The organism is Labrys sp. Lb11, assembly GCF_057554225.1.
In genome coordinates this window covers 261,996-283,247 of sequence record NZ_BAAJOT010000008.1, presented here as the reverse complement: position 1 = coordinate 283,247, position 21,252 = coordinate 261,996, and the positions used below count along the sequence as shown (strand labels likewise).

Genomic DNA, 21,252 nt, shown 5'->3' with positions numbered 1-21,252 from the left:
AAGGCTCCTGCGGCTGGCGCCGCGCTTCGATTGCATGGGTTCACTAAGTGAGTGAACGTGCGCTCACTTAAGATCAATTCGCCCGAGGGGTCAAGCCGGTTCTCCGGGCCGCAGCATCAGCGCACCGGCTCGGCATGCACGATGATGCGGGCAATGCCCGGCCAGGCCGCGCCGATGCGCCGCTCCGCCGCATCGACGCGGTCATGCACCTCCTGCACCGGCATGGCCGCCGGTGCCCGGCAGTGGAAGGTGACGATCAGCCCGCGCGCCGTGGTCCGCACCCGGACATTGTGGGCGTCGGTCAGGCCGCTGTCGCCGTCGGTGATGGCGGCGATGGTCGCCGCGAGGCGCTGGCGCGTGTCGGGGTCGACGTCGCGGCCCTCGACATCATCGGCCTCGAGCGGCTCGATATGGGTTTCCACCTCCGTGTCCGGCCCGAATTCCCGCCGGATCGCCGCCTCGAGCTCGGAGGCGACGGCATGAGCCTCGCCGAGCGGCATCTCATGATCGACCTCCAGGTCGAGGCTGACCGACAGCCGGCCGTCGAGGCTCTGCACCGTGACGTGGTGCACGGCCAGATGCCGGTTGAGCGCGATCATCAGCACACGCTCGCGCACCGTCTCGCTGTCGACGGCGATCGGGTTGGCGGTCACCTGCACCTCGGCCTCCGGCGTGGCGGCGAGCACGGCCGCGGCGACGGCCTGCTTGAGCTCCATCACCCTGTCCAGCGGCATGGCGCGCGGCACCCGCAGGACCAGCTCGACGAACAGGGCGGCGCCGGCCGGGCGCACCCGCACCTGGTCGACGGCGACGACGCCCTCGACGCCCTGCACCGCCGTCCGGACGCGCTCGGCCGCACCCTGCGGCGCGGCATCCATCAGCACGTCGATCGTGCGCTTGCCGAGCCGCCAGCCGGCGATGCACACGAAGACGGCGACGGCCAGGGCCGCCACCGCGTCGCCTTGCGGGAAGCCGAGCCAGACCGCGCCGAGGCCGGCCAGGACGACGATCGAGCTCCACATGTCCGAGGAAAAGTGCAGCGCATCGGCCTCCAGCGCCTGGCTTCCGGTTTCCTTGGCCGTCCGCTGCAAGGCCCGCGCCCGCCAGAAATCGATGACGATCGAGCCGGCCACCACGGCGAAGGCATAGGGGCTGAGGACCACCTCGCGCTCGTGCCAGATCAGCCGCTTCGCCGCCTCCTGGATCACCCAGGCGCTGGTGACGAACAGCAGCCCGGTCTCGATCAGGGCCGTGACGCTCTCGACCTTGCCGTGGCCGTAGTGATGGCTATCGTCGGCGGGCTTGTCGGAGAGCCGCACCGCATAGAGCGTCATCGCCGTCGACACGAAGTCGAGCAGGGAATGCAGCGCCTCGGACAGGATCGCCAGGCTGCCGGTGGCGAGGCCGACGACGAGCTTCGCCAGGGTCAGGAGACCGCTGGCGCCGACCGAGACCAGGGCGACCCGTTGCTTGCGCTGCGAATGATCCTGCATCGCGTGCTCCATCCATGCGGACTAGCGACGCCGGCAGGCCCGGTCAATGGCCGATCAGGCGGATGGGGGTGTTGCGGGCGGGGACCGCCGGCCATAGGCTGACGCGACCGCAACGGAGAGGGTCTCGTGAGCCCAGAGATCCAGCTTCGCCTCGCCCGGCCGGAAGACGAGGCCGCGGTCGGGCGGCTGTTCCGTGCCTCCTTCCCGCGCCTTGCGGCCGGCGCCTACGAACCGGACGCCTTCGCCCGGGCGCTGCCGCTGATGATCCGTGCCAATCCCCGGCTGCTCGCCTCGGGCAGCTACTACGTTGCGCAGGCTCCGAACGGTCTGCTTGTGGGGGCCGGCGGCTGGACGCACGCGCGGCCGGGGAGCGGCGAGGTCGAGGACGGGCTCGCCCATATCCGTCACCTCGCCGTCGACGCCGACTGGGCCGGCCGCGGCGTCGGCCGCGCCTTGTTCGCCCGTTGCGCCGCCACGGCGCGCGCGGCCGGCATCGTGCGCTTCGAATGCTACGCCACGCTCAACGCCGAGGCCTTCTACGCCGCCCTCGGCTTTCGCACGGCGGCGCGCCGCGAGGTCATGCTGGCCGAAGGGGTTTCGCTGCCCAGCCTGGTGATGGTCTTCTCCCTCGACGAGGCGGTGTAGCCGGATCGCCGTCCGGGCACATTAGTCGATGACGCCGGCTCCGTGGCGCGCTATCTGTCGGGGTCGACACGAAACCTGCTTATGGGAGACGATGATGGCTTCGAAACTCGCACAATTGCGCGCCATGACGACGGTGGTCGCCGATACCGGAGACATCGACGCGATCCGCACCCTGAAGCCGATCGACTGCACCACCAATCCGACCCTGATCCTCAAGGCGGTGGAAATGCCGAGCCATGCCGACATCGTCGACGAGGCGATCGGCTGGGGCCGCAAGCAGTCCGGCACCAGCGCTGCCGTGGCGGCCGCCGTCGCCGATCGGCTGGCCGTGGCGTTCGGCTCCGAGCTTTCCAGGCTCGTGCCCGGCCGCGTCTCCACCGAGGTCGACGCCGACCTGTCCTTCGACACGCAGGCGACCCTCGCCAAGGCGCGGGCGATCATCGCCGCCTACGCCGCCCGCGGCATCCCGCGCGAAAAGATCCTGATCAAGATCGCCTCGACCTGGGAAGGAATCCGCGCCGCCGAGGTGCTGCAGAAGGAAGGCATCGACTGCAACCTCACCCTGCTGTTCTCGCTGGCCCAGGCCATGGCTTGCGCCGAGGCCGGCGTCTTCCTGATCTCGCCCTTCGTCGGCCGCATCCTCGACTGGCACGTCAAGAACGAGGGCCGCAAGTTCGAGCCGGAAGAAGATCCGGGCGTCATCTCCGTGCGCGGCATCTACGCCGCCTACAAGTCGCGCGGGGTCAAGACCATCGTCATGGGCGCTTCCTTCCGCTCGACCGGCGAGGTCGAGGCCCTGGCCGGCTGCGACAACCTCACCATCTCGCCGGCGCTGCTGACCGATCTCGACAAGGACCAGGGCACGCTGGTCCGCCGCCTCTCGCCGGAGCAGTACGGCACGGTGCCGGCGCTGCCGAAGACGGACGAAGTCTCGTTCCGCTGGGCCATGAACGAGGATGCGATGGCGACCGAGAAGCTCGCCGAGGGCATCCGCGGCTTCGGCAAGGATCTCGGCAAGCTGCGCGCCCTGGTGGCGCAGCGCCTGGAGGGCGCCGCTAAGGCCGCCTGAGATGAGCCGGGCCTTCACCCGGGACGGTCAGGAAGGCGAGGGGGCCGAGGTCCTGCCGGACCGCCCCCTCAGCCCACACCGCAACTTGGTGACCCGGCGCGGCCTCGCCCGGATCGAGGCCGCGCTCCAGGCGGCGCGGCAGGCCCACGCCGTCGCCGAGCGTGCCGGCGACCGCACCGCCATGGGCGCCGCCTCCCGCGACATCCGCTACTGGCAGGCGCGCCGCGCCAGCGCCGAGCTGGTCGAGCCGGCGCCGGACGCCGAGGAGGTGCGCTTCGGCATGGAAGTGACGCTGCGCCATGCCGATGGCCGGGAGGTGCGGTGGCGCGTCACAGGCGAGGACGAGGCCGACGCCGCCTCGGGCCGGATCAGCCATGTCGCGCCGCTCGCCCGGTCGCTGTTCGGCAAGGGCATCGGCGACAGCGTCCGCGTCGGCTCAGGCGAAGCCGAGATCGTGGCGATCGATGCCCGCCCCGAAGCGGGGTGACTGATCCACGGTCATGCGGATTTGAACGGCGATGCCCGTCCGGGCGGCTTTGCGCGTTGCGAATCTCGTCTAGACTCGTTGCCATGACCCCGCCGCGCTCCGCTCCTAATCATTTCGTGCATGACCATGACCGGTGACGAGGCTGTGCGGACGGGGCTGGCGAGCCAGCTCGTGCCGCTGTGGCGCTATGGCCTGGTGTTGTCCGCCAGCCGCCAGGCGGCGGAGGATCTGGTGCAGGCGACATGCCTGCGCGCGCTCGAGCGGTCGCATCAGTTCATGCCGGGCACCCGGCTCGACCATTGGCTGTTCGCCATCCTTCGTTCGATCTGGCTCAACGAGCTGCGCGCCCGGCGCATGCGCGAAGGCACGGGCGTGGAGGACGCGGAGACGGTGCTGAGCTTCGATGGGGCCGGCGCCATGGAAACGAATATTCTGGCGGCTCAAGTGTTGAGGGAGGTGTGGGGCCTGCCCGAGGCGCAGCGCGAGACCGTCTACCTCGTCTATGTCGAAGGCCTGAGCTATGCCGAGGCGGCGCAAGCGCTCGGCATCCCGGCCGGGACCGTGATGAGCCGACTGGCCGCCGCACGGGCGCGCCTTGCCGCGCTCCGGGACGAGGTGAAACCGACACGGGGGGAGAATCATGGGGCGGGATGAAACGAGCCCGGAGGATGCCGGCCTCGTCGCCTATCTCGACGGTGCGCTGGCGCCGGAGGAGCGCGAGGCGACGGAGCAGCGTCTCGCCGCCGATCCCGCCTTGCGGGCTCGCCTGGACGCGATGGCGCGCGGCGGCCGGCCGTTCCGCGAGGCCTTCGACGCGGTCGCGGCTGCGGCGCCGCGCGAGCGCCTCGACGCCATGCTGGCGCAGGCCCTGCAGACCCGGCCCGTGCCGGCAGCGCGGCCGGCGATAGCACCGCGGCCCTGGTACGCCGCGCGGTCCGCGGCGATCGCCGCGGGCCTCGCCTTGTTCGTGCTTGGCGCCGGCGCCGGTCATTTCGCCCCGGCCGATTGGTGGCCGCAGGCCGAAACGACGGCTGGCGCCGAAGGCGACCCCGAGGCCTGGCGCAATGCCGTGGCCGATTATGTCGGTCTCATCACGTCGCAGACCCTGCTCGCCCTGCCGCGCGACCAGGCCTCGATCCACCGCGACCTCGGCGTCGTCGGCAAGAAGGTCGGGCTCGACCTCTCGCCCGGTCGGCTGGCGCTGCCCTCGCTGTCGCTGATGCGGGTGGATCTGTTCCAGTTCCAGAACAAGCCGCTGGTGCAGATCGCCTATTTCGATCCGGAGAACGGGCCGATCGCCTTCTGCATCCTCGGCCGCAAGCTGCCGCCCGAGGAGCCGGAGTCCGAGCGTCGCCGCGGCATGAACATTTCCTACTGGTCGGCCGGCAACAACACCTTCATGGTGGTCGGCCGCGCCCCCGAGGAAATCCTGACCAAGCTCGCGACGCAGCTATCGCAGCAGGTCAGCTGAGGTCGGACACGAGACGGCGCGAGACCGGCCCGGCTATGCCGGAGCCGACGCCAGATCGACGAGCGCGCGCGCCCTGCCGTCGACAGCTCCATGGCCGAAGAGGGTCCGCCCGACGACGGCCAACTGGACCTCCAGCGAGCGCAGGCGAGGGAAGTGCGCCGGCTCGATCGCGCCGTCGACGATCGTCCGGGCGCCCACCGGCAGCTCGGCCATCCGTTCGAGTGCGGCCGGGATGAAGCCGCCGCCGCCGGCCGGAGCGGTCAGCAGCAGGACGCCGTCGACCGCCGGCAGCCAGGCGGCCGCCCGGCTCGCCGGCGTTTCCGGCCGAAGCGCGAGATAGGCGAGCGCGCCCTCGGCGCGGATGCGCCCGGCGAGCGCCGCTGCGTCGTCGACCGCCTCGGCATGAAAGGCGACGCTCCGCGCGCCCAGGGATGCGAAGCGCAACGCCCAGCTCTCGGGCCGTTCGAGCATCAGGTGCACGTCGATGGCGGGGCTCTTCTCGCTCAGGAGGCGGCGGACAAGCGCCTCCCCGAACCCGAAGGCCGGCGCGAAGCATCCGTCCATGACGTCGATGTGCAGCGAGTCGACATGGGGGGCGACGGCCGCCGCCGCTTCCGCGAGATGAAGAGGGTCGGCGGCGTGCAGGCTGGCGGAAAGCTTCATGCCTCGTGCGCCCAGGCGGACCGCTTCAGGTCGGCGACGGAGAGGCTGGCAGCCGGCAGCGCATGCCCGTCGCATGCGCCGTTCCTGAAGACGACGATGCGGTGGGCGACCTCCAGCAGTTCCTCCTCTTCCGTCGAGACGACGAGCACCGACCGGCCTTGCCGCGCGAGGTCGCGGATGATCCCGTAGATTTCGGCCTTGGCGCCGATGTCGACGCCCTTGGTCGGTTCGTCGAGCAGCAGCAGCCGGGGCGATTGCAGCAGGGCCCGCGCGAACAGGACCTTCTGCTGGTTGCCGCCCGAGAGCGAGGTGATGGGGCGCTGGACATCGCCGCGGACCGGGATGGTCGAGAGCACCCTGGCGGCGGCGCCTTTCAGCGACGGCCAGTTCAGCAGACCGGACCACAGGTGGCGTCCGAGGACCGGCAGCACGATGTTGTCGACCGACGACATCTGCGGGATGAATCCGTCGGACTTGCGTTCCTCGGAGAGGAAGGCGACGCCGCGGGCGATGGCGTCGATCGGGCTGCGCGGCTGGTAGGGCTCGCCGTCGAGGGACATGGTGCCGTCGCCGGCCGGCTCGGCGCCGTAGACGGTCCTGAGGAAGCGCGACCGGCCGGAGCCGACCAGGCCGTAGACGCCGAGGATTTCCCCGGGGCGGACGGCGAGGTCGACGCCCTCGAGGCCGTTCCCCCGGAGCCCGCGGGCGACGAAGGTCGCATCGCCGAACCCGCCGTCGTCGGCCTGGGCGGCGGCCGAGGAGGGCCGGAAGAAGGCCTGCTTCTCCCGCCGGTCCTCGGCTTCGCCGACGATGGCGTCGACCACCGCCTCCATCGAGACATCGGCCGCCCGTCCGTTCAGGACGATCTGGCCGTTGGCGAGACCGACGATCTGGTCGGCCACCGCATAGACCTCGTCCAGCTTGTGGTTCACGAACAGGATGCCGATGTTCTTCTCGGTGGCGATGCGTCGGATGAGCTTGAGCAACTCGTCGATCTGGTGCTGCTCGAGGGCGGTCGTCGGCTCGTCGAGCAGCAGGTATCGGGCGTCGCGGTGGATCGCCCGTGCTACTTCGAGAAGCTGGCGCTGCGCCACCGGCAGATGCTCGACCGGATCGGATGCGGCGGCCGGAATCCGGTACTCCGCGCAGATCTCGTCGGCGACGCGGTTCATGCTGCGCCGGTCGAGCAGGGGGCCGGCGAACATCTCGGCGCCGAGGAACAGGTTCTCGGCGACTGTGAGCTGGCTGATCAGGCTCAGCTCCTGGTAGACGCAGGCGATGCCGGCGGCACCGGCATCGCCCGGCGAGTGGAATTGCATGTCGGCGCCGTCGACGCTGATCGAGCCTTCGTCCGGGATCTCGGCCCCGGACAGGGCCCGCAGCAGCGTCGACTTGCCGGCGCCGTTGTGCCCGATGAGTGCAACGATCTCGCCGGGGCCGATGCGGATGTCGACGTTCGACAGGGCCCGGGTGGCGCCGTAGGATTTCGACACGGCCCGGACGACAAGTCCCTTGTCGGTGCTCATGCCTTTCTCCTTCGGCGCCGGGCGTCGCCGGCTCAGCCGACTTCGCCGGGGGCCGGCGTCTGGCCGTTGAGGAAGATCTTCAGCGGCCGCAGCACCTGCGCCGGCACGTCGGCGCCGCCGAGATAGGCCTTGAGGTTGTCAAGGGCGATGCGGGCATAGTCGGCCGGCTCCTGTGCGGCGCAGGCGGCATAGGTCGCGGTCAGGGCCGTGTCCGCGGCGCAGAAGGCGTAGAGCTTGACCGTGTCGGCCTTGCCCTGCTGCGTGATCGCCTGCAGCGCGCCGACCGCGTGCGGGCCGGTGTCGGCCCAGATGACGTTGAGGTCGGGATGGGCCTGGAGCAGGTCGCCGGCGACCTGGAGGCTGACATTGGGGTCGACCTTGCCGTTGACGGTCTGGACGACCTTGGCGTTGGGGCTCTTGGAGATGGCGTCGGTGAAGCCCTTGTCGCGCTGGTTGGTCGGGATCTGGTCAGGATTGCCGATGATGCCGGCGACGATCTTGGCATCGGCCCCCAGATCCTTGAGCAGCTGCTCGCCGATCTGCGTGCCACCCGCGACCTGGTCGGCGCCGATATACTGGACGAAGGAGGCGCCCTGCGCCTTGAGGTCCTCGTCCGAGACGATGACGTTGACGGTGAACACCGGGATCCCGGCCTGGTTCAGCGCCCGCACGCTCGCCGCGCCGGGGCCGGAGTTGACGGCGTTCAGCACCACGGCGCAGACGCCCTGCTGGATGAAGCCCTCGATCTGGGACAACTGGTTGGAATCGCTGTCGTTGGCGATGGCCACGTTGACGGTGTAGCCGAGCTCGGCGCCGTGCTTCTGGAAGCTGTCCTGCATGGCGATGTAGTAGGGGTTCACCGTGTTGGGCAGGGCGACCCCGATCACCGGCTTGTCGGCGCGGCAGCTCTCGGGCAGCGCGGGGGCGGCGGCCGCCGCGCTGACGCCGGCCGGGATGCCGAGCGCGAACAGCGCCGCGCCGGCGAGGATGGACTTGCAGCCTTGGGTCTTCATCGACTTCCTCCTGTTGATTGGATGCTTGTCTTGCGGCACCGCGTCCCGGCTCAGCTCGGCCGGCCGAGGCGGCTTGGCTCGGCGGATGGCGAGGCTGGCGGATTGCGGGGAGACGAGGCGGGGCGCGGCGATATCGTCCGGCCGAAGACCGGCTTGCCCTGGCGGGCCCGGCGGTAGGTGTCGAAGGTGACGCCGATCAGGATGATCACGCCGATCACCAGCGACTGCCAGTAGCTCTGGACGTTGATGACGTTCATGCCGTTGCTGACCACGGCGATCAGCACGGCGCCGATCATGGCGCCGAGGATCGTGCCGGCTCCGCCGAACAGCGACACGCCGCCGACCACCGCCGCCGCAATGGAGTAGAACAGCTCGTTGCCCGTGCCGGTGGCGGGAAAGCCGACCATTAGCCGCGACGTGGCGATCAGGCCGCCCATGCCGGCGCAGAAGCCGCTCACGCCGTAGACGAAGAGCGTCGTGCGGGCGACGTTGACGCCGGCGAGGCGCGCGGCCGCCTTGTTGCCGCCCAGGGCGTAGATGTGGACGCCGAGCCGGGTCATACGCAGGAAGCAGCCGGCGATCACCGCGGCCGCGATGATCAGGATGACCGGCATGGGGACACCGAGCACCCGGCCCTGGCCGATCCAGGAGAACCCGAAGTCGCGCACCGAGACCGACTGCGCGCCGGTGATGATCAGGGGAATGGCGAGCGCGACGCCCTGGGTCGAGAAGGTCGCAATGAAGGCCGGGATGCGCAGGTAGTGCGTCAGCGCGCCGTTGATCACGCCGAGGAGCGTCGCCGCCGCGAGCGCGATCAGGGCCGCGAGCGGCCAGGGCACGCCCGCCGCCATGAGCAGGGCGGCGATGACCCCGGTCATGGCGATGTTCGCCCCGGTCGACAGGTCGATCCCGCCGGTGAGAAGCACGAAGGTCTGGCCGAGGGCCAGGAAGGTGATGACGGAACCGTTGACCAGCAGGATGAAGCCGTTGTTCACGGTCCGGAACGAGGGCGACCAGGCGCTCAGCGCCAGGACGACGACGACCAGGACGCAGAAGATGCCGACTTCTTCCGGCAGGCGGCGCTTGCGGGCGGGCCTGGCCTCGGGAACGGAACCGGTCATCGTGCGGCTGCTCCTGCTATGGCCGCTGCGGCGGCGGATGCGGACGCGTCATCCGGGATCGCGACACGGCCGCGCTTCATTCTTGCCTCCCATAGGCTTCGCCCACCGCCTGCCTGTAGGCCTGGCGCACCGTCGCGGCCTGGTCTGCGCTGACGCCGGGCTCGGCGCCGACCTCGAGACGCGGCGACCATGCGGCCGCGACATCGCGGGTGGAGGTGCTGGCGAGTGCGGCGGCGGCCTGCACGGCGGCGCCCGCGGCGGCCATCTCGGCTTCGGGGCAGATCCACACGGGCCGGCCGGCGAGGTCGGCCAGCAATTGGCGATAGGCGCGGGAGCGGGCAGCGCCGCCGGTCAGGATCAGGCGTCCGTCCTGGCCGGCGCCGTGGCGCGCCAGGATGTCGCCGCCCTCCAGCAGGCCGCAGAGCACGCCTTCCACGGCCGCCCGCGCCATCTCGGCCCGGGTCGAGCTGGTTCTGAGCCCAATTATCCGCCCGGTGGCGTGCGGCAGGTTGGGCGTCCGCTCGCCGTCGAGGAAGGGGACCAGGACCAGGCCGCCGGCACCGGGCGGCGCCGAGAGGGCGAGATCGTCGAAGCGCTCGAAATCGACGTCGAGCAGGCGGCGGATGCTGTCGGTGACCTTGGCCGCGTTGAGGGTGGTGACCATCGGCAGGAAGGCGCCGGACGCGTCGGCATAGCCGTTGATCGCCCCCGACGGGTCGCGGACCCCGGTGGTCGTCAGGCCGTAGATCGTGCCGCTGGTGCCGAGGGAGACGACGGTGTCGCCTTCGCGGACGCCGAGGCCGAGAGCCGCCGTCATGTTGTCGCCGGTGCCGGCGCCGACGACGGCGCCGGTCAGCGCCCCGAGGCCGGCGGCTTCGTGGACCTCGCCGGCCCGGGCGTCGGAGGCGATGATCTCCGGCAGCCTGGAAGCCCAGTCGATGCCGGGCACGGCCAGGGCAGCGAGGTCGGCGTCCCAGCGATTGCGGAAGGGATCGAAATAGCCCGTGCCGGAGGACCCGCCCCGCTCCGTGACGGCATGCCCGGAAAGGCGATAGACGATGTAGTCGAACGGCAGCATCACCCGCCGGGCGCGGGCGACGAGGCCCGGATGGTTCCGCTCCGTCCAGGCCAGCTTGGCGACGGTGAGCGCCGGCGCCGGCACGGAGCCGGTCCGGGCGGCCCATTCCGCCGCGGGCAGCAGGCCGAGGAGCCGTTCGGCATCCGGCGCGGATTCGGTGTCGTTCCAGAGCTTGGCCGGACGCAGAGGCTGATCCGCCGCGTCGAGGAGGACGAGGCCGTGCCCCTGTCCGCCGACGGAGATGGCGGCGATCCGCGGCAGTTCGTGCGCCAGCTGCGCGAAGCAGGCCCGGAGCGCGCTCCACCAGTCGAGCGGCGATTGCTCGCTCAGCGGCGGCGTGGTCGGCGGATGGGGAGCCCGGGCCTCGCCGACAACGGCCCCGTCGTCCAGCCGGCGCAGCACGAGGGTGCAGGACTGGGTGGAGGAGTCGATACCGGCGACGAGATCGCGGGCCATGGCGCTCAGCCTTCCCTGTTGGACGCCGCCATCTGTTCGAGCGTGCGTGTCGCGTCGCGGCCGACGGCGCCGGACGGATGCGTGAAGAGCAGGCGCTCCCACGAATAGTCGCGGGTGACCCGCCCGACCTCGCCCAGGGCGTCGACGAGCGCGGAGATGGCCAGGGAGCTGCCGGTGGCGACGACCGACCCCAGGTCGGAATCGTCGTCGAGCTGCAGCCTGATCACATGGTCGGCGAGCCTGGCGAGCGGCGAATCCGCGGCGGCGGTGACCGCGATCACCGCCCGACACAGCGTCCTGGCGCGGCCACAGAAGGCGTTCAGCTCGTCCGAACTGCCACCCTTGGACAGGGCGAGGACGATATCGTCCGGCTGCAGCACGCCCAGGCCGCCATGCAGCCCGTCATTGGGCGAGAGATAGAAGGCGGGGGTGCCGCAGACGGACAAGAGATGGGCGGCGCGGCTGGCGATCGTCCCCGAGGTGCCGCTGCCGGTGACGAGAACCTTGCCCGTCCCCGAGGTCAGGAGCCTTGCGGCCTTGGCAAAGTCCTCGTCGAGGGCACCGGCCGCCGACCGGACGGCCCGGCTGTCCGCTTCGATCACGCCGCGCGCGATCGCAAGGAGCTCGTCGTCGTTCAGAGTCGCCAAGCGCGTCCTCCCGGGACTTTTCCAACTGTTGCTCGACCGATAGGTCAGAGGAACTATTGTGTCAATAGAGCGTATATGCGCTCAAATGAGCGAATTGGCAGGGCGAGCATGCGCGACCGGGCGGAAGCTCCGCCGTGCCGGCGCTGCGGGGGAATGGCTCAGGCGAGGAGGCGGCGTGCGACGCCGGCGTCGGTGATCAGGAAATTGATCCAGCCGCCGCGTAGGACGGCCGCGATCGCCTCCACCTTTTCCAGGCCGCCGCCGATGCCGATGATATCGGGGATGCGACGCAGTTGGGCCGACCGGATGCCCAGGCCGTGCCCGTCGAGCCGGCCGGCGACCTCCCGTCCGTCGCGGTCGATCAGGGTGGCGCAGACATCGGCCTGGACGCCGGCGGCGAGGGCTTCCTCCCGCCAGGTCTTGGGAAATCCGGTGCAGATGGAGGATTCGGCCGGATTCCACGAGCCGATGCCGACGATGAGCACATCGATGCTGTCATAGCGGGCGATGGCGCTGGCGACGGACGGCTCCTGGCGCAGACGCTCGATCAACTGCGGGTCTTCCGCCCACATCGGGCCGTAGATGGGGTAGGCGAGCCCGCCGCTCAGGCTGGCTAGGCGGTGCACGAGCTCCACGGGGCCTTGCAGGAAGTCGAGGCCCGCAGGGCTGCCCGCCGCCTGCACCACGTCGACCTTGGGCAGGTGGGTCAGCGCCCTGGCCATGGCCGTCAGCGTGCGCCCCCACGACACGCCGAGGGTCTGGCCGTCCGCCAGGGTCTCGTCGAGCACCTGTGCCGCCAGGTTGCCGAGCGGCAGGGTCAGGGCCTGGGTGGAGAGATCCGGGCCTTCCAGCACCAGCGCGGACTTCAGCCCGAAGCGCCGCCTGACCGCCTCGCTCAGCTTGGTGTTGATGTCGCCCGGCTCGGAAATGACGAACTGGATGATGCCTTCCTCGATGGCGGCATCGATCAGCCGCGCCACCTTGAAGCGCGAGAAGCCCAGTTCGTCGGCGATCTGCGACTTGGTCTGCCGGTCGATGAAGTAGCGGCGGGCGGCAAGGGCCGCCTGGACGCGGTGAAGGGGGCGGCGCGCCATCGATGACCTCGATCATGGCCCGGATCGTTCATGGGCCGGGCAGCGAAGAGACGGGCTCCTGCTGCGATGATCGGTCCAAGAGAGAGGCGGGAGCGGCAAGCCGCTTACAGCATCGGAGGAGGCCAAGGCAAGCGGGCGGCGCCCGCACGCAGCCCGGCTTCGTGGCCAGGCGTGCCCGCTTCCGGCGTCACCACGTCATGCCGCCGCCGCTCGGTGAGAGGTTCTGGCCGAGCATGCAGCCCGCCTCGTCCGGGGCAAGGAACACGAAGGCCGGGTGATCTCCTCGGGACGGGCGACGCGGCCGATCGGCAGGCGTCCCGGGCTCAGGCCGGCCGCTCGACCTCGTCCCGCGAGAAGCGGGCCTGGCGCGGGTCGAGCTCGTGGCCGAGGCGCCGGGTCAAAGGGCCGTAGAGCTCCGGCCGGCGGCCGCGGATCCAGCGCCGGCCGGTGCTGAGCGGCAGGAGGCCGAGGTCGAGGTCGGCGACGACCAGCCGGTCCGCCGGCGCCGATGTCTCGGACAGGATGCGGCCATAGGGATCGAGGATCATGGCGTTGCCGGTCCGCACCTCGCCGTCATCCTCGCCGACGCCGTTGCTGAACAGCACGAACAGGCCGTTGTCGTGCGCCCGGGCCGGCAGCCAGCGCATCAGCCACTCCCGTCCCTTGGGACCGCGGAATTCGGCTTCGATCGCCGCCGGGTCCTCGGCCCGCCGCCGCCACAGGGCGGGATCGATCAGGCCCATGGCATGCGGGCTGCGCGAGTCGCAGCCGCCGGTCTGGTGGGGGGCGATCAGGATGTCGGCGCCGAGCAGGGCGGTGGCGCGGACGTTCTCGACGAGATTGTTGTCCCAGCAGATCAGGATGCCGACGCGCACGCCCCAGGGCGTGTCGAAGACGGTGTAGCGCTCGCCGCTGTCGATATGCTCGTTCTCGAAGGCGTGCAGCTTGCGGTGCCAGTCGACGGCGCCGTCAGGCCCGCAGACGAAATAGCTGTTGTAGAGCCGGCCGTCGGCGGCGCGCTCGATCAGGCCGGCGCCGATCATCATGCCGTGGCTGCGGGCGAGGGCGGCGACCGCCTGCGCCGAGGCTCCGTCCGGCAGCGGCTCGGCCAGTTCGTCGAGCGCCGCGCGGCCGAGGTTGCGGACGTGCCAATAGCCGGTGAGGCACATCTCGGGAAAGGCGAGGATGCGCACGCCCTGCGCCGCCGCCTCGGCCGCGAACCGCTCGACGACGGCGAGGTTGTGGATCTTGTCGTCGGCACGGTGCTGGAACTGGACGGTGCCGCAGCGCAGGCTGGTCATGTCGGGTCTCCTCGGCAGGTTCGGAAACGAGCGGCCTGCCTTGCCCGTGGCAGGCCGGCATCCGCCTGTCCCTTCCTAATCCGCCGCGCTATGTTCACGAATTCGCTTTCGCTGCACAGGGACCGATCGTTTCTGCACAATGAACTGGGATGATCTGCGCGTGTTCATGGCCGTGGCGCGGCAGGGCACCCTGTCGTCCGCGGCGCGCCTGCTCGGCGTCAACCACGCGACCGTGTCGCGGCGGCTGGCTGAGATCGAGGCCGGCCTCGGCCGGCCGCTGTTCGACCGTGACCGCGCCGGCTACCGCCTGACCGGGCTCGGCCAGGCCGTGCTGGCGCAGGCGCGTCGCATGGACGAAGCCGCGCTCGCCGTCCAGAAGCTGGCCGACGCCGGCGACGGTCTCGCCGGCACGGTGCGTCTGACCACGGCGCGGGCCATGGCCAACGGCTATCTGGCCGGCCGCCTCGGTGGGCTGCTGCGCCGCCATCCCGGGCTGGAGCTGGTGCTGCTCGCCGAAGCGCGCATCCTCAGCCTCGCCCAGCGCGAGGCCGACATCGCCGTCCGCCTCGGCCGTCCGTCCGACGTCGACCTCGTCGGTTCCCATGTCGCCGACATCGAATACGGCTTCTATGCCCTGCCGGCCGTGCGGGCCGCGATCGAGGCGGGCGACACGCTGCGCCTGATCGGCTTCGACAAGGATCATCCCACCGCCGAGGGGAGCTGGATGGCGGCGCACTTTCCGGATGCGGCCATCCCGTTCCGCGCCGACAACCAACTGTCCCAGGTCGCGGCGGCGCGGGACGGCATTGGTGCCGCGCTGCTGCCGCGCTATCTCGCCGGCGGCCTCGAGCGCGTGCATCTCGGGGCCGTGCCTCCGCCCCGGGAGGTCTGGGTGATGACGCGCCGCGACCTCGCCAAGGTCCCGCGTTTCCGCGTCGTCCTGGATTATCTTGCGGCGCTCTACCGCGCCGACCGGGCGATGTTCGCCGCCGGCGCGCAGGACGGGCCCGATTCTTGAGCGCCGCGGCCGACCGTCCGCCGCGGGCGTGTCGGGGTGCAGCTGTATCAGGCGCCGTGATCCGCCGGGGTCTTTTGCGCCGTCGTTGGCGGGCCTAGCAATGCCCGTTCCGGCGAGAGGGGCAGACGTCCCGGCTGCGCCGGGACCGCTCACCCATGGAGAGACGACATGGACAAGGACCGCATCGCCGGTGCCGCCAGGCAGGTCAAGGGCACCATCAAGGAGGCAGCCGGCAAGGTGCTCGGCGACGCCGGGATCGAGGCCGAGGGCAAGGCCGAGAAGGCAGCCGGCAAGGTTCAGAACGCCGTCGGCGGGATGAAGGACGCCGCGCGCGACGCGCTGAAGAAGTGAGGTTCGGCGGGAGGCCCCGAGGGGCCTCCCGGCCCGGGCCCGGCGCAGGCGCTCTTCTCATCGGCGGAGGCGACCGACTATCTTGAACGATCGGGCGAGGCAGGCCTTCGGCGGCGCCCGCAAGGCCGGGGAGTGCCATGGGCAACGAGGTTTCGGACGAGACGGTGCTGCGGCGGCAGGTGGATCGTCGCCAGTTGCAGGAGATCATCGCCGGGCTGGGCGAGGGCATTCTGCTGGTCGATCCCGCCGCCGGGATCGTCTGGGCCAACGAGAGGGCTCTCGCCCTGCACGGCGTCGAGGAACTGTCCGCCCTCGGCGAGACACCGGCCGGATATCGCGAGCGTTTCCTTCTCCGATATCGCAACAACCATGTCCTGGGCGACGAACAGTATCCGATCGACCGGCTCCTGGCCGGCGGCGCCTTCACGGGCATGACCGTGGAGGTCGCCAAGCGCGCCGCGGAGGACAGGGACGAAGCCTGGCGATGCGTTCAACGGCTTCGCGGCCTGGTGCTGGCCGATGCGAAGGGGGCACCCGAGGCCTATGTGCTGATCATCGAGGACATGACCGGCAGCGTCACGGCCGAGGAGCGCTTCGAGCGCACCTTCGGCGCCAACCCGGCGCCGGCCATCATCTGCCGACTTTCGGACCTGCGCTATGTCAAGGTCAACCGGGGCTTCTTGGAGATGACGGGCTACGCGCGCGACGAGGTGATCGGACGCCCCACATACGAGATCGACGTCCTGGAGAACGCCGCCACGAAGGATGCGGCGATCGCGGCGCTGCGGGAAGGTCGGACCATCCCCCAGACGGAGGCGACGCTCCGGCTTCCCGGAGGCGAGACGAAGCTCGTCATCGTCGCCGGCCAGCCGATCGAGGTCGCCGAGGAGGCCTGCATGCTCTTCACCTTCATGGACCTGGAGCCGCGCCGGAAGGCCGAGGATGCGCTGCGCCAGAGCGAGGAGCGCTTCGCCCGTTCCTTCCGCCTGACCCCGGTGCCGACGATCCTCCTGACGCGGGCCGGCCTTCGCCTGCTCGACGTGAACGACGCCTTCGTCGCCGTGCTCGGCTTCACCCCGGAGGAGGCGATCGGCAGGGCCGGGCACGAGCTGCCGATCTGGACTTCCGGTCAGGCCCGCCGCCAGCTCGAGCGGGAGATCGAGAAGAACGGCAGCTTCCGCAACATCGAGGTCCAGCTCCGCACCAGGCATGACGAGACCCTGGACTGCCTCGTCTCGGCCGAGGCCGTGAGCATCCAGGGCGAGGATTGCGTCCTTGTCGTCATCCAGGACATCACGGAGCGCAAGCGGACCGAGGTCGAGCTGATTGCGGCGATCGAGGCGGTGATGCAGGACACGTCCTGGTTCAGCCGGACGGTCATCGAGAAGCTCGCCAACCTGCGCCATCCCGGCCGCGCCGATGCGCCGGCGGCCGAACTGTCGGATCTCACGCAGCGGGAGCTGGAGGTGCTCGGCCTGATGTGCCGGGGGCTGGGCGATGCGGACATCGTCAAGGCCCTGAAGCTCAGCCGCAACACCGTGCGCAATCATGTGGCCCGCATCTACGGCAAGATCGACGTGCACAGCCGTGCCGCTGCGGTGGTTTGGGCGCGCGAGCGCGGTTTCACCGGGCTGTCGGCCAAGGCGGCTTCGCCCGCCGGCCGCACCGGGGCCTGATGCATCTGCATCAGTGTTCGCTGACGCAGCCGGCTCTGTCGCAGCGGGCTACCACTCAATAGGGTCTCGGCATCCGAGCCGGCCGGGGCGACTCGAAGACCTCGGCTGAGCAGCGAACCTTCCCAGGATGCGTGACATGGACGAGGCGGCTCAACAGGACCAGCGCATTGCCGCGCTGCGGCGGTACAATATTCTCGATACGCCTCGCGAGCCGCAGTTCGACGAGATCGCCGCCGCCGCAGCCATGCTGTGCAAGGTTCCGGCCGCCGCGATCACCTTCATCGACCATGACCGGCAATGGACCAAGGCGAGTTGGGGCATCTGGTCTCCGACCATGCCGGTGGACGGCTCGACCTGCGCGCCCGCCGCCCGGCGGGACGATGTCTTCGCCGTCGACGATATCGCAATCGATCCCCGGTTCGAGCCGCGTCCCGACGGGGACATGTGGCCGTTGCCGCGATTCCATGCCGAGGTCCCGATCGAGACGCCGGATGGTCACCGGATCGGCACGCTGCGCATTCTCGACGTCAGGGCTCGCACGCTCGAGGCGAATCAGAGAGCCGTCCTGCGCCTGCTGGCGCGACAGGTGACGGCGGAGCTGGAGCGCCGACGCGCGCTGGAGGAGGAGCGTTCGGCGCGGCGCGAGATGGAGCGGCTCCTGGCGGAACGGGAAGAGCTCGTCGCCCGCGCCGACATCCTGATGCGGGAAATCGACCATCGCGTGAAGAATTCGCTGCAGCTCGTCGCGAGCATGCTGGGCCTCCAGGCTCGCCGCCTGCCGGACAGGTCGGCGGCCCGGGCCCTGGAGGAAGCCCAGCAGCGGATCGGCGGCGTCGCGGCCATGCACGAGCAGCTCTACCGCGTGTCGGAAACCGACCGCGTCGATCTGAAGGAGTTTCTCGGCGGCTTGTGCGCCTCGCTCGCCATGAACAAGCCCAACAGCGTTCGAAACCTGATCGTCGAGGCGGAACGGGTCATCGTCAATTCCAAGCGTGCGATGAAGGCCGGCCTGGTGCTGAACGAGCTTGTGACCAATGCCTTCAAGCATGCCTACGAGCCGGGGCAGCGCGGCGATGTCCGTGTGACGCTGACGGCGCAAGGCAATGGGTCCAGGCTCGTCGTCAGCGACGACGGCGCCGGCGTTCCCGCCGATTTCAGCATCGAGGCGAGCGAGGGGCTCGGCATGCGGTTCATCCGGTCCATCGTCGACCAGTTCGGCGGGATATTGACGCTGAGCAGCGGGCCGGGCGTCACCTTCACCATCGACATGCCGCCGATTTCGACCTGATGCCGCCCGAGCGGACCGGGACGGGCGGCCTCGCTTCGATGCAGGAGAGCTGCGCCACTCTGGAACGTCTCCAGGGAGAGTTGACGATCGGACGATAGTTTGATCAACTGGTCAAAATAATATGAAACGCCCAGAGGTCAGCATGCCGTCGTCCCCCGATATCGCCGCGGGCCGCCTTGCCCCGGACGCCTATGCCGAGAATTTCTCCGACCTGCATCCGCCGCTCACCCGGCACGAAGCGCGGGTCGCCGCCGAGCGCTGCCTGTTCTGCTACGATGCGCCCTGCGTGAAGGCCTGCCCGACCGGCATCGACATCCCGCTGTTCATCCGCGAGATCATGACCGGCAACACGGTCGGGGCCGCCAAGACCATCCTCGACGCCAACATCATGGGCGGCATGTGCGCGCGCGTCTGCCCGACAGAGACGCTGTGCGAGGAAGCCTGCGTCCGCGAGGTGGCGGAGGGGCGGGCGGTCGAGATCGGCCAGCTCCAGCGCCATGCCACCGACGATCTCTTCGCCCGCGGTCGCCAGCTCTACAAGCGCGGTGCACCGACCGGCCGCCGCATCGCCGTGGTCGGCGCCGGGCCGGCGGGCCTGTCCTGCGCCCACAAGCTCGCCACCCTCGGCCACGAGGTGGTGGTGTTCGAGGCCCGCGAGAAGTCCGGCGGCCTCAACGAATACGGCATCGCCGCCTACAAGAGCACCCGGGACTTCGCCCAGGCCGAGGTCGACTACATCACCGCCATCGGCGGCATCGCCATCGAGCATGGCAAGCGCCTGGGCCGCGACGTCACCCTGACCAGTCTGCAGCAGCATTTCGATGCGGTGTTCCTCGGCATGGGCCTCGGCGATACCAATGATCTCGGGCTCGAGGCCGGTCTCGAGGGGGTGATCGATGCGGTCGACTACATCGCCGGCCTGCGCCAGGCCGAGGATCTGTCGGCCCTGCCGGTCGGGCGCAACATCGTCGTCATCGGCGGCGGCATGACCGCCATCGACATCGCTTCTCAGACCCGTCGGCTCGGCGCCGAGAGCGTCACCATCGCCTATCGCCGCGGCCAGCCGCAGATGAACGCCTCCGACTACGAGCAGGAACTGGCCCAGACCGACGGCGTGCTGATCCGCCACTGGCTGAAGCCGAGCCGGCTGGTCGGCGAGGGCGGCCGGCTCGTCGCCGTCGAGCTCGAGTACACGCGGGAGGACGGGGGACGCCTCGTCGGCACCGGCGAGACGGTGACGCTGGCCTGCGACCAGCTCTTCGCCGCCATCGGCCAGAGCTTCCTGCCGGCGGAGGTCGCCGGCGTGCCGTTGACCTTGGACAAGGGCAGGATCAAGGTCGACGCCGAGCGCAGGACCTCCGTTCCCGGCATCTGGGCCGGGGGGGACTGCGTCGCCGGCGGCAAGGACCTCACGGTCGCCGCCGTGGAGGACGGAAAGCAGGCTGCGCTCTCCATCGACCGCGCCCTGAAGTCCGCCACGGCTGCTTCGGCCGCCTGAGCACCATCGAGGGAGCACGACACATGGCCGATCTCCGCGTCGATTTCGTCGGCATCAAGGCGCCGAACCCGTTCTGGCTCGCTTCCGCGCCGCCGACGGACAAGGAATACAACATCGTCCGCGCCTTCAAGGCGGGCTGGGGCGGCGTGGTCTGGAAGACCCTCGGCGAGGCCGGGCCGCCGATCGTCAACGTCAACGGCCCGCGCTACGGCGCCTGGCATTCCCAGGACCGCCGCGTCATGGGCTTCAACAACATCGAGCTGATCACCGACCGGCCGCTGGACGTGAACCTGCGCGAGATCAAGCAGGTCAAGCGCGACTGGCCGGATCGCGCCATCGTGGTCTCGCTGATGGTGCCCTGCGAGGAGCAGGCCTGGAAGGCGATCCTGCCATTGGTCGAGGACACCGGCGCCGACGGCATCGAGCTCAATTTCGGCTGCCCGCACGGCATGTCGGAGCGCGGCATGGGCGCGGCGGTCGGGCAGGTGCCCGAATATGTCGAAATGGTCGCCCGCTGGTGCAAGCAGAACACCCGCATGCCGGTGATCGTCAAGCTGACGCCCAACATCACCGACATCCGCAAGCCGGCCGAGGCGGCCAAGCGCGGCGGCGCCGACGCGGTGTCGCTGATCAACACTATCAATTCGATCATCGGCGTCGACATCGACGCCATGCAGATGTCGCCGAGCACCGACGGCTTCGGCACCCATGGCGGCTATTGCGGCGCGGCGGTGAAGCCGATCGCCCTCAACATGGTGGCGGAGATCGCCCGCAGCCCGGCGACGCATGGCCTGCCGATCTCCGGCATCGGCGGCATCGAGACCTGGCGTGACGCGGTGGAGTACATGGCGCTCGGCTGCGGCACCGTGCAGGTGTGCACCGCCGCCATGGTCTACGGCTTCAAGATCGTCGAGGAGATGAAGTCGGGCCTGTCCAACTGGATGGACGAGAAGGGCTATGCCAGCGTCGCCGACGTGGTCGGCCGCGCCGTGCCGCGCATCACCGACTGGCAGCACCTCAACCTCGACTATGTCGTCAAGGCGCATATCGACCAGGATCTGTGCATCAAGTGCGGCCGCTGCCACATCGCCTGCGAGGACACCTCGCACCAGGCGATCTTCGCCGAGAAGGACGGCAAGCGCCATTTCGAGGTGAACGAGGCCGAATGCGTCGGCTGCAACCTCTGCGCCGTGGTCTGCCCGATCGAGGGCTGCATCTCCATGCTGCCCATGGTCTCCGGCGTCGATCCGCGCACCGGCCGCACCATCGGCGGCCACACCACCTGGAAGGAGCACCCGAACAACCCGGCCGTGTTCGGCAAGGCCAAGGTGGCCGAGCCGGCCGAGTAGGGCGGCGC

At 70.1% G+C, this 21,252-nt stretch carries 20 protein-coding genes; 11 read left to right on the top strand and 9 right to left on the bottom strand.

The window, feature by feature from the left end:
* Positions 1 to 116: 116 nt before the first annotated feature.
* Complete coding sequence (locus AC27L4_RS28240; protein ID WP_487145945.1) at positions 117 to 1,493, bottom strand: cation diffusion facilitator family transporter; 1,377 nt, start codon at positions 1,491 to 1,493, stop codon at positions 117 to 119.
* A gap of 126 nt (positions 1,494 to 1,619) precedes the next feature.
* Here AC27L4_RS28240 and AC27L4_RS28235 point away from each other — a divergent pair, with 126 nt between their 5' ends.
* The 5 genes from AC27L4_RS28235 to AC27L4_RS28215 all read left to right on the top strand — a co-directional run bounded on the left by AC27L4_RS28235 (position 1,620) and on the right by AC27L4_RS28215 (position 5,165).
* Positions 1,620 to 2,138 (top strand): GNAT family N-acetyltransferase, encoded by a 519-nt coding sequence (locus tag AC27L4_RS28235; RefSeq protein ID WP_487145944.1) that lies wholly within the window; start codon positions 1,620 to 1,622, stop codon positions 2,136 to 2,138.
* Between the two features lie 94 nt (positions 2,139 to 2,232).
* Entirely contained in the window at positions 2,233 to 3,207 is a 975-nt protein-coding gene (gene tal, locus AC27L4_RS28230; protein ID WP_487145943.1) for a transaldolase, read from the top strand.
* Between the two features lies 1 nt (position 3,208).
* A complete protein-coding gene (greA, locus tag AC27L4_RS28225; RefSeq protein WP_487145942.1) occupies positions 3,209 to 3,694 on the top strand; it encodes a transcription elongation factor GreA in 486 nt (161 codons plus the stop codon).
* 126 nt (positions 3,695 to 3,820) lie between these two features.
* On the top strand, positions 3,821 to 4,348 hold the full coding sequence (locus AC27L4_RS28220; RefSeq protein WP_487145941.1) for an RNA polymerase sigma factor: 528 nt from the start codon (positions 3,821 to 3,823) through the stop codon (positions 4,346 to 4,348).
* Positions 4,335 to 5,165: an anti-sigma factor family protein gene (locus tag AC27L4_RS28215; protein WP_487145940.1), complete on the top strand. Its 831-nt coding sequence runs from the start codon at positions 4,335 to 4,337 to the stop codon at positions 5,163 to 5,165. Before AC27L4_RS28220 ends, AC27L4_RS28215 begins: the two co-directional genes overlap by 14 nt.
* Before the next feature lie 33 nt (positions 5,166 to 5,198).
* On the opposite strand, the gene AC27L4_RS28210 is transcribed toward AC27L4_RS28215, so the two are convergent.
* The 8 genes from AC27L4_RS28210 to AC27L4_RS28175 form a co-directional block, all read right to left on the bottom strand.
* Positions 5,199 to 5,828 carry a beta/alpha barrel domain-containing protein gene (locus tag AC27L4_RS28210; RefSeq protein ID WP_487145939.1) on the bottom strand — a complete coding sequence of 210 codons (630 nt, stop codon included), beginning with the start codon at positions 5,826 to 5,828 and terminating at the stop codon, positions 5,199 to 5,201.
* Positions 5,825 to 7,354: a sugar ABC transporter ATP-binding protein gene (locus AC27L4_RS28205; RefSeq protein WP_487145938.1), complete on the bottom strand. Its 1,530-nt coding sequence runs from the start codon at positions 7,352 to 7,354 to the stop codon at positions 5,825 to 5,827. Before AC27L4_RS28205 ends, AC27L4_RS28210 begins: the two co-directional genes overlap by 4 nt.
* A 32-nt stretch (positions 7,355 to 7,386) precedes the next feature.
* The gene (locus tag AC27L4_RS28200) at positions 7,387 to 8,367 is read right to left on the bottom strand and encodes a substrate-binding domain-containing protein (RefSeq protein ID WP_487145937.1); all 981 of its coding nucleotides are present in this window, start codon (positions 8,365 to 8,367) and stop codon (positions 7,387 to 7,389) included.
* Between the two features lie 50 nt (positions 8,368 to 8,417).
* On the bottom strand, positions 8,418 to 9,488 hold the full coding sequence (locus AC27L4_RS28195) for an ABC transporter permease (RefSeq protein WP_487145936.1): 1,071 nt from the start codon (positions 9,486 to 9,488) through the stop codon (positions 8,418 to 8,420).
* Positions 9,489 to 9,564: 76 nt separating this feature from the next.
* Positions 9,565 to 11,022, bottom strand: coding sequence for a xylulokinase (gene xylB, locus AC27L4_RS28190; RefSeq protein ID WP_487145935.1), 1,458 nt, complete (start codon positions 11,020 to 11,022; stop codon positions 9,565 to 9,567).
* A gap of 5 nt (positions 11,023 to 11,027) precedes the next feature.
* Entirely contained in the window at positions 11,028 to 11,669 is a 642-nt protein-coding gene (locus AC27L4_RS28185; protein ID WP_487145934.1) for an SIS domain-containing protein, read from the bottom strand.
* 158 nt (positions 11,670 to 11,827) lie between these two features.
* A complete protein-coding gene (locus AC27L4_RS28180; RefSeq protein WP_487145933.1) occupies positions 11,828 to 12,763 on the bottom strand; it encodes a sugar-binding transcriptional regulator in 936 nt (311 codons plus the stop codon).
* A 323-nt stretch (positions 12,764 to 13,086) separates the two neighbouring features.
* Entirely contained in the window at positions 13,087 to 14,064 is a 978-nt protein-coding gene (locus AC27L4_RS28175; protein ID WP_487145932.1) for a nitrilase family protein, read from the bottom strand.
* A 139-nt stretch (positions 14,065 to 14,203) separates the two neighbouring features.
* On the opposite strand from AC27L4_RS28175, the gene AC27L4_RS28170 reads away from it, so the two are divergent.
* The 6 genes from AC27L4_RS28170 (at position 14,204) to preA (ending at position 21,244) form a co-directional block, all read left to right on the top strand.
* The gene (locus tag AC27L4_RS28170) at positions 14,204 to 15,082 is read left to right on the top strand and encodes a LysR family transcriptional regulator (protein ID WP_487145931.1); all 879 of its coding nucleotides are present in this window, start codon (positions 14,204 to 14,206) and stop codon (positions 15,080 to 15,082) included.
* 168 nt (positions 15,083 to 15,250) lie between these two features.
* A complete protein-coding gene (locus tag AC27L4_RS28165) occupies positions 15,251 to 15,433 on the top strand; it encodes a CsbD family protein (protein ID WP_487145930.1) in 183 nt (60 codons plus the stop codon).
* 137 nt (positions 15,434 to 15,570) lie between these two features.
* The gene (locus tag AC27L4_RS28160; RefSeq protein ID WP_487145929.1) at positions 15,571 to 17,109 is read left to right on the top strand and encodes a PAS domain S-box protein; all 1,539 of its coding nucleotides are present in this window, start codon (positions 15,571 to 15,573) and stop codon (positions 17,107 to 17,109) included.
* 136 nt (positions 17,110 to 17,245) lie between these two features.
* Positions 17,246 to 18,397 carry a sensor histidine kinase gene (locus tag AC27L4_RS28155; RefSeq protein WP_487145928.1) on the top strand — a complete coding sequence of 384 codons (1,152 nt, stop codon included), beginning with the start codon at positions 17,246 to 17,248 and terminating at the stop codon, positions 18,395 to 18,397.
* 142 nt (positions 18,398 to 18,539) lie between these two features.
* Positions 18,540 to 19,895 (top strand): NAD(P)-dependent oxidoreductase, encoded by a 1,356-nt coding sequence (locus tag AC27L4_RS28150; protein WP_487145927.1) that lies wholly within the window; start codon positions 18,540 to 18,542, stop codon positions 19,893 to 19,895.
* Positions 19,896 to 19,918: 23 nt separating this feature from the next.
* Positions 19,919 to 21,244 carry an NAD-dependent dihydropyrimidine dehydrogenase subunit PreA gene (gene preA / locus AC27L4_RS28145; RefSeq protein ID WP_487145926.1) on the top strand — a complete coding sequence of 442 codons (1,326 nt, stop codon included), beginning with the start codon at positions 19,919 to 19,921 and terminating at the stop codon, positions 21,242 to 21,244.
* Positions 21,245 to 21,252: the final 8 nt, after the last annotated feature.